This window comes from Paracoccus sp. ME4 (genome assembly GCF_046736325.1).
Classification (GTDB): Bacteria; Pseudomonadota; Alphaproteobacteria; order Rhodobacterales; family Rhodobacteraceae; genus Paracoccus.
The window spans coordinates 2,636,072-2,649,839 of the sequence record NZ_CP151276.1 but is presented as its reverse complement, the minus strand read 5'-3'; the positions used below and the strand labels follow the sequence as shown (position 1 = coordinate 2,649,839).

18 protein-coding genes and 1 tRNA gene are annotated in these 13,768 nt (G+C 69.6%); 8 read left to right on the top strand and 11 right to left on the bottom strand.

The features are described 5' to 3' along the window. Positions 1-26 precede the first annotated feature (26 nt). The 4 genes from AACG61_RS13520 to AACG61_RS13505 are packed head-to-tail and all read left to right on the top strand — an operon-like array spanning position 27 to position 2,818. On the top strand, positions 27-836 hold the full coding sequence (locus tag AACG61_RS13520) for a segregation and condensation protein A (RefSeq protein WP_411837625.1): 810 nt from the start codon (positions 27-29) through the stop codon (positions 834-836). Next, positions 826-1,470: an SMC-Scp complex subunit ScpB gene (scpB, locus tag AACG61_RS13515; protein WP_411837624.1), complete on the top strand. Its 645-nt coding sequence runs from the start codon at positions 826-828 to the stop codon at positions 1,468-1,470. The genes AACG61_RS13520 and scpB overlap by 11 nt, the downstream gene beginning before the upstream one ends. A gap of 12 nt (positions 1,471-1,482) precedes the next feature. After that, positions 1,483-1,674 carry a hypothetical protein gene (locus AACG61_RS13510; protein WP_411837623.1) on the top strand — a complete coding sequence of 64 codons (192 nt, stop codon included), beginning with the start codon at positions 1,483-1,485 and terminating at the stop codon, positions 1,672-1,674. Positions 1,675-1,714: 40 nt separating this feature from the next. Then, the gene (locus AACG61_RS13505) at positions 1,715-2,818 is read left to right on the top strand and encodes a THUMP domain-containing class I SAM-dependent RNA methyltransferase (RefSeq protein WP_411837622.1); all 1,104 of its coding nucleotides are present in this window, start codon (positions 1,715-1,717) and stop codon (positions 2,816-2,818) included. Here the strand turns inward: AACG61_RS13505 and AACG61_RS13500 are convergent. The 4 genes from AACG61_RS13500 to ihfA form a co-directional block, all read right to left on the bottom strand. Then, positions 2,815-3,885: a 2'-deoxycytidine 5'-triphosphate deaminase gene (locus AACG61_RS13500; protein WP_411837621.1), complete on the bottom strand. Its 1,071-nt coding sequence runs from the start codon at positions 3,883-3,885 to the stop codon at positions 2,815-2,817. The genes AACG61_RS13505 and AACG61_RS13500 overlap by 4 nt on opposite strands. 72 nt (positions 3,886-3,957) lie before the next feature. Beyond that, a tRNA-Pro gene (locus AACG61_RS13495) sits at positions 3,958-4,035 on the bottom strand. Positions 4,036-4,117: 82 nt separating this feature from the next. Next, a complete protein-coding gene (locus AACG61_RS13490) occupies positions 4,118-4,624 on the bottom strand; it encodes a MerR family transcriptional regulator (protein ID WP_411837620.1) in 507 nt (168 codons plus the stop codon). Positions 4,625-4,636: 12 nt separating this feature from the next. Next, positions 4,637-4,939, bottom strand: a complete 303-nt coding sequence (gene ihfA, locus AACG61_RS13485) for an integration host factor subunit alpha (protein WP_411837619.1) — start codon at positions 4,937-4,939, stop codon at positions 4,637-4,639. Between the two features lie 190 nt (positions 4,940-5,129). Between ihfA and AACG61_RS13480 the strand changes: the two genes are divergently transcribed. Then, positions 5,130-5,405 (top strand): DksA/TraR family C4-type zinc finger protein, encoded by a 276-nt coding sequence (locus AACG61_RS13480; protein WP_411839525.1) that lies wholly within the window; start codon positions 5,130-5,132, stop codon positions 5,403-5,405. 6 nt (positions 5,406-5,411) lie between these two features. Here AACG61_RS13480 and AACG61_RS13475 read toward each other — a convergent pair whose 3' ends face one another. The 4 genes from AACG61_RS13475 to AACG61_RS13460 all read right to left on the bottom strand — a co-directional run bounded on the left by AACG61_RS13475 (position 5,412) and on the right by AACG61_RS13460 (position 8,497). Continuing rightward, a complete protein-coding gene (locus tag AACG61_RS13475) occupies positions 5,412-6,386 on the bottom strand; it encodes a beta-ketoacyl-ACP synthase III (RefSeq protein ID WP_411837618.1) in 975 nt (324 codons plus the stop codon). Further along, positions 6,383-7,486, bottom strand: coding sequence for a phosphate acyltransferase PlsX (gene plsX / locus AACG61_RS13470; RefSeq protein WP_411837617.1), 1,104 nt, complete (start codon positions 7,484-7,486; stop codon positions 6,383-6,385). The genes AACG61_RS13475 and plsX overlap by 4 nt, the downstream gene beginning before the upstream one ends. Positions 7,487-7,507: 21 nt before the next feature. Next, on the bottom strand, positions 7,508-7,714 hold the full coding sequence (gene rpmF / locus AACG61_RS13465) for a 50S ribosomal protein L32 (protein WP_411837616.1): 207 nt from the start codon (positions 7,712-7,714) through the stop codon (positions 7,508-7,510). 255 nt (positions 7,715-7,969) lie between these two features. Next, complete coding sequence (locus tag AACG61_RS13460; RefSeq protein WP_411837614.1) at positions 7,970-8,497, bottom strand: YceD family protein; 528 nt, start codon at positions 8,495-8,497, stop codon at positions 7,970-7,972. A gap of 123 nt (positions 8,498-8,620) precedes the next feature. On the opposite strand from AACG61_RS13460, the gene AACG61_RS13455 reads away from it, so the two are divergent. Next, positions 8,621-9,073: an outer membrane protein assembly factor BamE gene (locus AACG61_RS13455; RefSeq protein WP_411837613.1), complete on the top strand. Its 453-nt coding sequence runs from the start codon at positions 8,621-8,623 to the stop codon at positions 9,071-9,073. A 16-nt stretch (positions 9,074-9,089) separates the two neighbouring features. Here the strand turns inward: AACG61_RS13455 and AACG61_RS13450 are convergent, their stop codons facing one another. Continuing rightward, positions 9,090-10,100 (bottom strand): serine hydrolase domain-containing protein, encoded by a 1,011-nt coding sequence (locus tag AACG61_RS13450; RefSeq protein ID WP_411837612.1) that lies wholly within the window; start codon positions 10,098-10,100, stop codon positions 9,090-9,092. Between the two features lie 100 nt (positions 10,101-10,200). Here AACG61_RS13450 and AACG61_RS13445 point away from each other — a divergent pair, with 100 nt between their 5' ends. Together AACG61_RS13445 and AACG61_RS13440 are read left to right on the top strand one after the other, a co-directional pair. Next, complete coding sequence (locus AACG61_RS13445; RefSeq protein WP_411837611.1) at positions 10,201-10,929, top strand: SseB family protein; 729 nt, start codon at positions 10,201-10,203, stop codon at positions 10,927-10,929. Between the two features lie 49 nt (positions 10,930-10,978). Beyond that, the gene (locus AACG61_RS13440) at positions 10,979-11,671 is read left to right on the top strand and encodes a CDP-alcohol phosphatidyltransferase family protein (RefSeq protein WP_411837610.1); all 693 of its coding nucleotides are present in this window, start codon (positions 10,979-10,981) and stop codon (positions 11,669-11,671) included. Positions 11,672-11,738: 67 nt separating this feature from the next. On the opposite strand, the gene AACG61_RS13435 is transcribed toward AACG61_RS13440, so the two are convergent. Beyond that, positions 11,739-13,271: an alanine/glycine:cation symporter family protein gene (locus AACG61_RS13435; RefSeq protein ID WP_411837609.1), complete on the bottom strand. Its 1,533-nt coding sequence runs from the start codon at positions 13,269-13,271 to the stop codon at positions 11,739-11,741. A 25-nt stretch (positions 13,272-13,296) separates the two neighbouring features. Beyond that, the gene (locus tag AACG61_RS13430) at positions 13,297-13,731 is read right to left on the bottom strand and encodes a universal stress protein (RefSeq protein ID WP_411837608.1); all 435 of its coding nucleotides are present in this window, start codon (positions 13,729-13,731) and stop codon (positions 13,297-13,299) included. Positions 13,732-13,768 lie beyond the last annotated feature (37 nt).

Sequence of the window (13,768 nt, the reverse complement as noted above, 5' to 3'; positions counted from 1 at the left end):
TCTGCCGGCCCGCCCATGGAGGCCCCGTGCCCAAGAAGGTTCCCTATCTGCAGCCCGTCCCCACCGACGAGGCCCAGGCCGTCGCGCAGCGCCGCGCGGACGAGGCGCTGATCGTCGATGTCGAGGGCTATGAGGGGCCGCTGGACCTGCTGCTGACGCTGGCGCGCACGCAGAAGGTCGATCTCTTGCGCATCAGCGTGCTGGAGCTGGCCGAGCAGTACTTGGTCTTCGTCGAGGAGGCCCGCGCCCTCCGGATCGAGCTGGCGGCCGATTATCTGGTCATGGCGGCCTGGCTGGCCTTCCTGAAGTCGCGCCTGCTGCTGCCGCCCGACCCCGAGGCCGAGGGGCCGTCGGCGCAGGACATGGCCGCGCATCTGGCCTTTCAGCTGGAGCGGCTGGCCGCGATGCGGCAGATGGCGGCGCGGCTGATGGGGCGCGACCGGCTGGGTCAGTCGCGCTTTGCCCGCGGCGCGCCCGAGACCGTCGCCCGCAACCGGCGCACCGAATGGCAGGCGGGGCTGATCGACCTGATGCGCGCCTATGCGCGGCTGAAGACCCGCGACGAGTTCCGCCCCTATGCCTTCGACCGCCACGATGTCTTCACCATGGAGCAGGCGCTGGAGCGGATGCGGCGGCTGATCGGCTTTGCGGGCGACTGGACCGACCTGTCGGTCTTTCTGCCCGATGGCTGGGCGGGCGACCCGAAGCGGCGGCGCAGCGCGACGGCGGCGACATTCGCGGCCTCGCTGGAGCTTGCGCGGCAAGGGCGGCTGGAGATACGGCAGGCCGAGACCTTTGCCCCGATCCTTTACCGCCAGAAGACCGATGACGACTGATTTCCCCCCGCCGCCCCTGGACCAGCAGGCCCGCATGGTCGAGGCGATCCTGTTTGCCTCCGCCGCACCGGTCACGCTGCGCGAGCTGGCCGCGCGCATGCCCCACGGGTCCGACCCGGCCGAGGCGCTGGCGGTCCTGCGCCGGATCTATGACGGGCGCGGGGTCGTGCTGGAGCGGGTGGGCGACGGCCATGCCTTCCGCACGGCGCCGGACCTGTCCTTCCTGATGCAGACCGAGACGCTTGAGACCCGCCGCCTGTCGCGCGCCGCGGTCGAGACGCTGGCGATCATCGCCTATCACCAGCCCGTCACCCGGACCGAGATCGAGGAGGTGCGCGGCGTGGCCCTCAGCCGCGGGACGCTGGACCAGCTGATCGAGATGGGCTGGGTCCGCGTCGGCCGCCGGCGGATGACGCCGGGCCGCCCCGCGACCTATGTGGTGACCGAGGCCTTCCTGGACCATTTCGGGCTGGAATCGGCGCGCGATCTGCCGGGCCTGTCAGAGCTGCGCGCGGCCGGCCTGCTGGAATCGCGCCCGCCCGCGGAGGGTCTGGGCCTGCCCCTTGCAGAGCGCGACAACGATGCCGATATGATTCCCGATGGTCCCGCCGAGGATCTGTTCGAGGATGAGTGAGGGGATGCCGCGATGAACATGAACCAGCTGTTCAACATGTTCACCAAGCTGGTGGCCAGGCGCGCCATGAACTGGGGGATCAACAAGGGCATCAGCACCCTGTCCCGCGGCAAGGGCCAGCCGACGCCGCGCGCCGGGCAGACCCAGCAGACCCGCGACATGGCGCGCAAGATGCGCATGCTGCAGCGGCTGACGCGGCGCTGAGCCTCTCGCCTTTCGGTCCCGGCCGCGCTAGGGCAGGGCCATGGACACGACATTCGACATCTTCCTGGTCGCCACGCCGGGCCTCGAGGACCCTCTGGCCGCCGAGGTGCGGGCCTTGGGCTGGACCCCCGTGGTGCAGCCGGGCGGGGTGACCATCCGCGGCGGCTGGACCGACGTGTGGCGGGCCAACCTGTCACTGCGCGGTGCGACACGCGTTCTGGCGCGCATCGGCGGGTTCCGCGCGATGCATCTGGCGCAGCTGGACAAGCGGGCGCGCAAGTTTCCCTGGTCCGACCTTCTGCATCCCGGCATGCGCCTGAAGGTCGAGACCGTCTGCCGCGCCAGCCGCATCTATCACGCGGGCGCCGCCACGCAGCGCATCGAGCGTGCCCTGACCGAAGAACTGGGCGCCGTCATCGTCCCCGACGCGGCCGTGACCGTCAAGGCGCGGATCGAGGACGATCTGGTGACCTTCAGCCTGGATACGACCGGCGAATCGCTGCACAAGCGCGGCTACAAGGAGGCCGTCGCCAAGGCGCCCATGCGCGAGACGATGGCCGCGATGTTCCTGGCGCAGATGGGTTACAACGGCAGCCAGCCGGTGCTGGACCCGATGTGCGGCTCGGGCACCTTCGTGATCGAGGCGGCGCAGATGGCCCTGGGCATTCTGCCGGGGCGCGACCGGGCCTTCGCCTTCCAGGATTTTGCCAATCACGACGCGGCGGCCGTGGACGCGCTGCGGCGCGCGCCCGCGAAGGCGGTGTCCGGCATCCGCTTTCTGGGCCGCGACCGCGACCCCGGCGCCGTGCGGATGAGCACGGCCAACGCCGTCCGCGCCGGTGTCGCGGCGGTCTGCGATTTCCAGGCGGGGCAGGTGAGCGACCTGCAGCGTCCCGACACCGAACCGGGCATCGTCATCGTGAACCCGCCCTATGGCGCGCGGATCGGCGGCAAGGGGCCGCTGTTCGGGCTGCATGCGCAGATGGGGCAGGTGTTCCGCGACCGCCTGCGCGGCTGGCGCGTGGGCATCGTCACCAGCGAGGCGGGGCTCGCCAAGGCCACCGGCCTGCCGTGGCAGCCGCCCGGACCGATCGTGGCGCATGGCGGGCTGAAGGTCCGCCTGTGGCAGACCGGGCCGCTCTAGCGGAACTGCTTGGCCAGCTTCAGGCCCTGACCCTGATAGTTCGACCGGATGCCCTGACCGTAGAGGCGTTCGGGGCGCGCGGCCATGCGCTCATAGACCAGCCGCCCGACGGTCTGGCCGTGTTCCAGCACGAAGGGGGCCTCGTGGCAGCGGACCTCCAAGACGCCCCGCGCGCCGCGCCCTTCGTCGCCGATGCCGAAGCCCGGATCGAAGAAGCCCGCGTAATGTACGCGGAACTCTCCGACCATGGCCAGATAGGGCGCCATCTCGGCGGCGTGGTCGGCGGGGATGGCGACCGATTCGCGGCTGACCAGGATGTAGAAGGCGCCGGGGTCCAGGATCAGGCGTCCTTCGGTGGTGCGCAGCTCGTCCCAGAACTCGGCCGCGGGATAGGCGCCGATCCGGTCGAGGTCGATCACCCCGCTATGCGGGCGCGCGCGATAGCCGACCAGATCGCCCGATGCCGGGCGCAGATCGACCGAGAAGCCCAAGCCCTGGTCGATCAGCGCCGGGGCGCCGCCGACCAGCGGCTGGACGGCGTCCAGCGCCGCAAGATCGGCATCCGACAGCACCGCCTGGCCACGGCGCAGGCGCAGCTGGTTCAGCCGCATGCCGGGCCGCACCAGGACCGAGAAGCTGCGCGGGCAGATCTCCGCGTAGAGCGGTCCGTCATAGCCTTCGGGTAGGCGGTCGAACTCTGTGCCGTCATCGGTCACCAGCCGCGTCAGCAGGTCCAGCCGCCCGGTCGAGGATTTCGCATTGGCCACCGCCGACAGGCCGGCGGGCAGGGTGATCCGTTCCTGCAGGGGGATCAGATAGACGCAGCCGCGCTCCAGCACGGCACCGTCGTTCAGGTCCATCTGGTGCATGCGGAAATCGTCCAGACGGTCGGCGATGCGCCGTCCGCGCCCGGCCAGGAAGCTGGCCCGCAGGCGATAGGCCGTATGCCCAAGCCTGAGGTCCAGGCTGGCGGGCTGGATCTGCTCGGGGATGACGGGCGCATCGGCGCGGATCGCGCCCCGGTCGATCAGGTCGCGGATTTCGCTGTCGGGCAGAACGCCATTCATGTCGCAGACCCCTGATGCGGGTGGGGGATAAGGGAAACGCCCATCCTTGGAGAAGGATGGGCGTTTTCGGAATGGTCGGGCCGGAGAGATTCGAACTCTCGGCCTTCCGCCCCCCAGACGGACGCGCTAACCAGGCTGCGCCACGGCCCGACGCGCATCCTATAGAGCGATCCGGCAGGCCAGCACAAGGGCCTCGGGACGGAAATCTTTGACAAATCGCACGCGGCGCCGATCAGGGCAGGCGAAGCATCGCCTGAGCCAGCCTCAGAACCGGTGTGCGCCGGCTGGACCAGCGCGCATCGCCCGGCTGCAGGCGCTGCAGATGCCGCGCCATCGCGGAAAGCCGCGCCAGCCAGACCGCGTCGCCCTCCAAGGGCTCCGGTTCCGGTTCGCGGGCCGGGGCGGGCTGGGTTGAGGTGAGATTGGTCGCGGCAGGTAGAGACGACCCGCCGAAACGCGTCGCCAGATGCGCCGTGCCGCGCTGACGGACCGTCGCGCCACGATCGGCGACGATCTGGCGGATGGCGCCGCGGATGGTCATGCCGTCCTCGCGCAGCAGAACGCAGATGCCGGCAGCCAGTTCGATGTCGGCGGGGCGATAGTAGCGGCGTCCGTCGGGACGCTTCATCGGCTTCAGCGCGGCGAACTGCGTCTCCCAGTAGCGCAGCACATGGGGCGCGACGCCGATCAGGCTGGCCACCTCGCCGATCGACCGGAATGCCTCCGCGCCCTTTGCCATGCGGCCCGCGGCTTAGCGCTTGTTGCCGGCCGCCACGCGATCCTTCATCAGATGCGAGGGGCGGAAGGACAGGACGCGGCGTGGGGTGATCGGAACCTCCTCGCCGGTCTTGGGATTGCGGCCGATCCGCTCGTTTTTGTCGCGGACCGAGAAGGTGCCGAAGGAGCTGATCTTGACCTGCTCTCCGCGCACCAGGGCGTCCGAGATGTGCTCAAGCACACTCTCGACCAACTGCGCCGATTCGTGCCGCGACAGGCCGACTTCGCGGAAGACCGCTTCGGCCAAATCCATCCGGGTCAAGGTCTTGTCGCCCATCGTCGATCCTCTTGAATGGCGGGAGGATGGGTGTAAATCCTCCCGCTGTCAACGACGAGCCTGCAAAATCGTTCCCGATCCGATACTTGGCCGGTGCCGTTCAGCGCGCCGGGACAGCCTGCGCGGTCCGGCATTGATCCGCACGCCATCACCCCCCACCTGAAGAAGGAGAGGAATGACGGAGGGTCACATGGCCGGTGGATGGGCGCGCGACGACGCGGTGAACGATCAGATCGAGGTCAGCACGGCCGAGGCCATCGCGCGCGCCCGCGCGGCGGCCGCCCGCAGCCCGCAGATCGACAGTGCCACCCATTGCGCCGAATGCGACGAACCGATCCCCGAGGCGCGCCGCATCGCGCAGCCGGGCGTGCAGCTCTGCGTCGCCTGCCAGTCGGGCCATGACCGGTCACGCCGACCCGTCGGGGGAATGAACCGCCGGGCCAGCAAGGATGCATTGCTGAAGTAGAGCGCTTTACCAGCGCAGGACGACCGCGCCCCAGCTGAGACCGCCGCCGATGGCCTCGGTCACGATCAGCTGGCCGGGGGCGAATCGCCCCTCGCCATCCGCGACCGACAGCGCCAGCGGGATCGACGCGGCCGAAGTGTTGCCGTGATCGGCCACGGTCAGGACGACCTTCTCCATCGGCAGGCCCATCTTCTGCGCGGTCGCGGTGATGATGCGCATGTTGGCCTGATGCGGCACCAGCCAGTCGACCTGATCCGCGGTGACCCCCGCGCGGTCCAGCGCGGTATGCGCGGTGCGGGCCAGCTTCTCCACCGCGTGGCGGAAGACCAGGTTGCCCTGCATGCGCAGCTGTCCTGCCGTGCCGGTGGAGGAGACGCCCCCGTCCACATAGAGCAGTTCGCGATAGGCGCCGTCGCTGTTCAGGTCGCTGGCCAGCACGCCGCGGTCGTCGCTGGTGCCGGCGCTGTCCTGCGCCTCGAGGATCACCGCGCCCGCGCCGTCGCCGAACAGCACGCAGGTCGAGCGGTCGGTCCAGTCCATGATGCGCGAGAAGGTCTCGGCCCCGATGACCAGCACGCGGTCGGCCTGACCCGCGCGGATCATCGCGTCGGCATTGGCCAGCGCGAAGACGAAGCCCGCGCAGACGGCCTGCACGTCGAAGGCGAAGCCGCGCTTCATCCCCAGCCCGGCCTGGACCATCGTGGCCACGGCGGGGAAGGTGAAGTCGGGCGTCGAGGTCGCCAGCACGATGCCGTCGATGTCCTCCGCCGCCATGCCGGCGCGGTCCAGCGCGGCCTTGGCGGCGCGGATGGCCAGATCGCTGGTGGTCTGGCCATCGGCCGCGAAATGGCGGCGCTCGATCCCGGTGCGCGAGCGGATCCAGTCGTCGGTGGTGTCCAGCTTGTCCTCGAACCAGCTGTTCTCGACGATGCGCTCGGGCAGGTAATGCCCGGTGCCGCGGATGACCGAACGTCGGATCACGAGGATGCTCCTGTCTGGGCGGCGGCCGCGGCGCTGACGCCTTGGGCCACGCGGGCGGCCAGCCGGTCCTGGAAGCCCGACTTGGCCAAGGTGAAAGCCAGCTTGATCGCGGCGGAGACGCCGGTCGCATCGGCCGATCCGTGGGATTTCACCACCGTGCCGTTCAGGCCCAGGAAGATGCCGCCATTGACGCGGCGTGGATCGATGCGCTTCTGCAGCCGCTTGAGCGAGGTCATTGCCAGCACGGCCGCGAATTTCGACATGATCGAATTCGAGAAGGCGTCCTTGAGGAAGTCGCCGACCAGCTTGGCCGTGCCCTCGCCGGTCTTCAGCGCGACATTGCCGGTGAAGCCGTCGGTCACGATGACGTCCACGCGGTCCGAGGGCAGGTCGCCCCCCTCCACGAAGCCGACATAGTCGTAATTGCCGGGGGCCTGATTCTCGATCAGCTCATGGGCCTGCTTCAGCTCGGCGCGGCCCTTGTGCTCCTCGGTGCCCACGTTCAGCAGGCCGACGCGGGGCTGCGCCAGTCCCAGCCCGTTGCGTGCATAGGAGGCGCCCATCAGCGCGTATTGCAGCAGGTCATGCGCGTCGGCCCGGATGTCGGCGCCCACGTCCAGCATGATGTTGAAGCCCTGCGGATTGCGCGACGGCCACAGGCAGGCGATGGCCGGCCGGTTCACGCCGGGCAGCTTGCGCAGGCGCAGCATCGACAGCGCCATCAGCGCGCCGGTATTGCCGCAGCTGACCGCGACCTGCGCCTCTCCGTTGCGGACCGAATCAAGCGCGGACCACATGGAGGTGTCGCCGCCCTTGCGGACGATCTGGCTGGGCTTGTCGTGCATCGTCACCACGCCCTGGGCGTGGCGGATGTCGCAGCGTCCGGCCAGCACCTTGCGGCGCGCGATCAGACCCGTCAGCTCGGCCTCGTCGCCATGGACGATGAAGCGGATCTCGGGGTTCTTCTCGGCGCTTTCGGCCATGCCGGCCACGACGACCGCAGGACCGCGATCGCCGCCCATCGCATCAACCGAAATCACCACGCTGCCCCCTGGATCAGGGGCGCGCGGTGTCGGCGTGCTCGCGTTCGGGACGGTCATCGAGGGGCGCTGCGTGCCGTATCAGGCCGCGTCGTCGTCCAGGTCGATCTCGTTCGCCTTGGCGACCACTTCGCGGTCGGCGTAATGGCCGCAGGACGGGCAGACGTGATGCGGGCGCTTCAGCTCGCCGCAGTTGGAGCATTCGTTCGGGTTGCCCGCGACCAGCGCGTCATGCGCACGGCGCATGTTGCGCTTGGACCGGGTTACGCGATTCTGAGGGACAGCCATGTCACCACCTCGGTTGTCAGGGTGCTGCGCAGAACGCCATCGCACCAGATGTGAATTCGTAAATGAACCGCGCAGATACGCCAAGACGGCCCGGCCCGCAAGCCCCGATGGGCGAGAGAGCGCCGCAAACGCACCGCGCACGGGCCTGATGTGACGCGATTTCGCCGCAAAGGCACCCGTTCCGGGGCCGCGCGGCGGATTCGCTGCGGCGCTGTTGCCCGCGGGACACGCCCGGCCTGCGGACGGCGCCTGCCGTCAGGAATCGCCCCCGCCCAGCAGCTTGTCCAGACCCGCGAAGGGGCGGCGCGTGTCCGCGGGCGCGTCCTCGGCCGTCGGGGCGTCGGGCAGGGCGGCGCCCGGCGCGCGGGGATATTCGGGCAGCGCCAGGCTCAGCGCCTCGACCATGATCGCGGTCAGGTCGATGAAGCTGCCCAGGGGTTCCAGCGTCTCGTCCGGCATCTCGACCTCGTCGCCCTGCGGCGCCGACAGATGCGGGGTGAACTGGATGCGCACCTCCTCCTTCAGGTCGCTGCGGACGGGCTTCAGCGTGACCACGCAGGGCTGCGTGACGCGCGCGCTCAGCGTGCCGGTCAGCAGCCAGCCATCGGAACCATGCGCACGCAGGCTGCCCTGGAAGTCCAGCCGGCTCAGCGCCTCGAGGCCCAGCTCCTCGGCCAGCGCCTGGCGGACGGATCCGTCGGGGCGCAGGTGGAAGGGGGTGGGGCTGTGGGGGTTCAGGTGCGCGACGCGCAGCCGCTGCGGATGCGATTCGGGGGTGATCATGCGGGACCTTCCTGGGCCGGGCGCGGGCGCGCTGGCGCCGCCGGATTGATATTCTTGAGCAGGGTGGCCGAGTTTGCTAGGCAGGGCGGGCCGCGTCAACCGCCCCAAGGAGGGATCCCGCCCATGTCCGCCATCAGAAGCCTGATGACACTGGCGTTTCTGGCCGTCCTCGGGCTTGCCGCCTGCGCGCCGATCGAACGCAACCACGGCTATGTCCCCCCCGAGATCGAGCTGGCCGCCGTCGTGCCGGGCCAGACCACGGTGGACGAGCTGCCGGGCCTGATCGGACGGCCCTCGGCGCAGGGCCTGCTGACCGGGTCGGGCTGGTACTATGTCGGCTCGCGCTGGCGCCGGATCGGTCCCGCCGCCCCGCAGGAGATCGACCGTCAGGTCGTCGCCATCTCCTTCGCGCCCTCGGGCGTGGTCACGAATGTCGAGCGTTTCGGCCTGGAGCGGGGCCGCGTCGTCACCCTGTCGCGCCGCGTCACCGATGGCAGCGTGACCGAGATCAGCCTGATCGGCCAGATCTTCGGCAACCTGGGCAACTTCCAGGCCGGCGACATCATCGGCGAATGACCCCGCGGCGCGGCGGTCAGACCGCCGCCGCGATCCGCCCGGCCAGCGCGTGCAGGTCGTCGCGGTGCCCGGTGCGCCCCGACGGCAGGTCCGGGTCCGAGGTCATCGCGATGGCCATGGCGGGCCTGCGCCCGGCCTGCGGGAAGACATAGATCATCTGCCCGCCATAGCCCCAGCCATAGCGCACGTCGCGCCCGGCCATGCGGCCCAGGAACCAGCCATAGCCGTATCCCTGCCCGCTGAAGATGCTGGCGGTGCGGCGCTGCCAGCTTTGCGCGATCCAGTCGGCGGGAACGATCTGCCGCCCGCCCGCCTGTCCGCCCTGCGCATACATCGTGCCGAAGGCCAGGAGCGAGCGCGTGCTCATCGCCATCTGGTTGCCGCCCAGATAGATGCCCTGCGGATCGCGGTCCCATCCGGTGATGCGGAAGCCCGGCACCGGGCCCAGCCAGTCTCGCGCCACCTCCAGCAGGGGGCGGTCGGTGACGCGGGTCAGGATCGCCGCCACCAGGTGTGTCGAGGCGGTCGAGTACTGCATCCGCGTGCCGGGGTCCTGGGTGAAGGGCGCGGCCAGCGCTGCACGCACCCAGTTCGGGCTGCTGACCCATCGGCCATAGTTCCGGCCCGACTGACGCTCCAGCCCGGCCTGCATCGACAGCAGGTTGCCGATGGTGATGCGCGCCAGCCGCGGATCGGGGTCGCGGGGCAGGTCGCTGCGCAGCAGGGGCGCGATGGGCTGGTCCGGTCCCTCCAGGAGGCCGCGCCCGATGGCGATGCCCGCCAGCGCCGACATGACCGATTTCGACGCCGACTTGATGTTGGTCGGATCGTCCGGGCCGAACCCGTGATAGCCCTGCGCCGCGACCTCGCGGCCCTGCACGCCGTCGTCCTGCCAGATGGCGATGGCGCGCAGTGGCGCCAATGCGCGCCCCTCGTCCAGGAGGGGCGCCAGGGCGGCGCGGGCGATGCGGGGGGCCGCCAGCAGGGGCAGGGCGGCGGCGGTCAGGATCAGGCTGCGTCTTTTCATGCGCACAATATGGGACAGGGCGCCTGCACCCGGCAATCACGCTTGCGTGCGCCGGGTGCGACCATTACGCCAAGGGCCAGTCTTGCCCGAAAGGTTGGCGATGAGCGCGCTGGATGATCTTGCCCCCGTTCCCTTCCACGACGCCGACGCGCCGCAGCGCGCGCGCATGCTGTCGCGGCTGGCCGACACCGAACTGGCCGTGGCGCTCGAGCGCGAGCCCGCCCATGACCAGGTCGAGCTGCGGATGTTCGATCTGGACGGCACGCGCATGGCGCTGGCCTGCGACGCCGAGGACCGGCTGGCGGGGTTCTTCGGACAGCCCGTGGCCTATGCGGCGATGCCGGGACGGGTGCTGGCGTCGCTGCTGCGCGCGGACGGGGCGGGGCTGCTGGTCAATCCCGGCCATCCGTCCGAGATGATGCTGGACGTGGCGATGCTGGACTGGCTGACCGGCGCGCTGGAGGCCGCCCCCGAGGAGGCCGAGGCGCATCTGCGGCTGGCCGCCCCGGACCCCGAGACCGTCGCCGCGCTGTCGGACCCGCTGGCCGAGCGGCTGGCCGATCTGCGCGGGCTGGTCGCGGGGGCGGCGCTGGTCGGCGTCGTGGGCGGCGGGCATCTGCTGCTGATCGCCGGGGCGCCCATCGACCGCCAGCCCGCCATCGCCAAGGCCCTGGCCGAGGCGCTGGCCTTCCTGCCGCCCCAGCCCGGCGGCGTCGACATCAGCTTTGCCGAGACGCCGCCCCCGCCGGGCGCGCTGCTGTTCGATCTGACGCCCCCGCAGGCGGAGCCGCCCGCGCCGCGTCCCAAGGGCCCCCCGATCCTGCGCTGAGGCTGCGCCCGCGGTTGCGCCTTGCGCCGCGACCTGCGAGAAACCCGTCATGAACATGAGACACAAGGCGCTTGCCGTCCACCTGCTGACCGCCACCGGCGCGGTCCTGTCGATGCTTGCCATGCTGGCCGCCGCGCAGGGCGAATGGGCGCTGATGTTCCTGTGGCTGGTCGTGGCCTTCGTCGTCGACGGCATCGACGGCCCGCTGGCCCGCCGCTACGACGTCAAGAAGAACTGGCCCGCCTATGACGGCGTGCTGATGGACCTGATCATCGACTATCTGACCTATGTGTTCATCCCGGCCTTCGCGCTGTTCCAGTCGGGGCTGCTGTCGGGCTGGACGGGCTGGTTCGCGATCATCGTGATCGTGTTCACCAGCGTGGTCTATTTCGCCGATACGCGGATGAAGACGCGCGACAATTCCTTCGCGGGCTTTCCGGGCTGCTGGAACATGGTGATCCTGGTCCTGTTCGCGGTCGAGCCGCACTGGACCGTCATCCTGCTGATCGTCACCGCGCTGAGCGCCGCGATGTTCACCAACATCAAGTTCATCCACCCCGTGCGGACCGAGCGCTGGCGGCTGATCTCGCTGCCCGTGGCGCTGGCCTGGGTGTTGTTCGCGGGCTGGGCGGCGCTGGTTGACTTTCACCCCGAAAGCTGGGCGAACTGGGGGCTGGTGCTCAGCTCGGTCTGGCTGCTGGTCGCGGGGGCCGTCCAGCAGATGATCCCCGAACGCGCCTGACGCCCGACAGGCGCAGCAAAAAGGGGCGGTCGCCCGCCCCTCCTGCCGCCTCGGCCTGCCGCCGCGGTCATTCGTATTTGCGGATCTCTCCGGATTTAAGACGGCCCAGATAGCGGGTCATCTCGGCCTTGACGACCGGCATCAGCAGATACAGTGCGATGATGTTCGGCACCGCCATCGCGAAGATCATCGCGTCCGAGAAGTCGATGACCGGGCCGAGGCTCGCCGATGCGCCGATGACCACGAAGATGCAGAACAGGACCTTGAAGACCAGCTCCTTGGTCTGGCCCTCGCCGAAGAGGAAGGTCCAGGCCTTCAGCCCGTAATAGCTCCACGAGATCATCGTCGAGAAGGCGAACAGCACCACCGCCAGCACCAGGATGTACTCGAACCAGCCGAAGGCGCTGCTGAACGCGTCCGAGGTCAGGGCCACGCCGGTGTTGCCGGTGACGGTGCGGATCTGGTCGCCCGCGTCGGTCAGCACGAAAAGGCCCGTGGCCGGGTCGCTGACCAGCTGGCCGGTGATGATGATGACCAGCGCCGTCATGGTGCAGATCACGACCGTGTCGATGAACGGCTCCAGGAGCGAGACGAAGCCCTCGGTCACCGGCTCCTTGGTGCGCACCGCGCTGTGGGCGATGGCGGCCGAGCCCACGCCCGCCTCGTTCGAGAAGGCCGCCCGGCGGAAGCCCTGGATCAGCGCGCCGATGGCCCCGCCCACTGCCCCGTCCGCGGTGAACGCGCCCGCGAAGATCTGGCTGAAGGCCGTGCCGATCATGTCGTAGTTCATGCCGATGATGATCAGCGCCGTCCCGACATAGAGCGCGGCCATGAAGGGCACGATCTTCTCGGTCACGCTGGCGATGGATTTCAGCCCGCCGACGATGACCAGGAACACGATGATCGCCATCACCACGCCGGTGATCCAGCCGGGATAGTCGCCCATCACGTTGATCAGCTGGGCATGGGCCTGGTTGGCCTGGAACATGTTGCCGCCGCCGAAGCTGCCCAGGATGCAGAAGACCGCGAACAGCACCGCCAGGATGCGCCCGCCCGGCAGGCCGCGTTCGGCGAACCCCTTGACCATGTAGTACATCGGCCCGCCCGACACGGTGCCGTCCGCGTATTCGTTGCGGTATTTGACGCCGAGCGTGCATTCGGTGAACTTGGACGCCATGCCCAGCAGGCCCGCCAGGATCATCCAGAACGTCGCGCCCGGGCCGCCGATGCTGACCGCCACCGCGACGCCCGCGATGTTGCCCAGGCCCACGGTGCCCGACAGGGCCGTGGTCAGCGCCTGGAAGTGGCTGACCTCTCCGGCGTCGTTCGGGTCGGAATAGTCGCCCCGGACCAGGGCGATGGCATGCCCGAAGGCGCGCAGCTGGATCACCCCGAAATAGAGGGTGAAGGTCGTGGCCGCGATGACCAGCCATCCCACGATCCAAGGAAAGCTGGTGCCGGGGAAGTTGGAAAAGATCAGGCTGACGAACCAGCCGGTGGAGTTGGCAAAGACCTGGTTGACGGTCTCGTCGATGCCCTGGGCCGCGGCGGGGCCTGCGGCCAGTGCCGCAAGGGTCGCGGCGGTGATGCGTGTTCTCATTGTCATTGTCCCTTGTTTCCGGGCGTCACGGCACGATGACCACGGGCACCGGCGCGACCTGCGCCAGCGTCGCCGCGACCGATCCGAACAGGCGGGCGGCAAAGCCCGAATCGCCCATCCGTCCGATGAAGATCATCGCTGCGCCCTCGTCCTTGGCGATCCGGCACAGCGTCTCGGCGATGTGGCCGTATCGCAATGCGGTGGTGCAGGGAATGCCCGCCTCCTCGACGCGCCTGACCATGGGGGTCAGGATGGCGGCCTCGGCGCGCTGCAGCTCCTCCTTGCGGCGGCGGTGCCGCTCCTCGACCTCGCTCGGCGTCAGGAAGCTGTAGGGCGACCATTCCAGGACATGGGCGATCAGGATGTGATCGCCCTGCGCCTGCGCGCGGGTGATGGCGAAGTCCAGCGCGCGGACCGAGGCATCGCTGCCGTCGAATCCCACGACGATCTTGCGTGTCATGCGTGCCCTCATCTGTAGGTTGTCGTTTCTTGCTTGG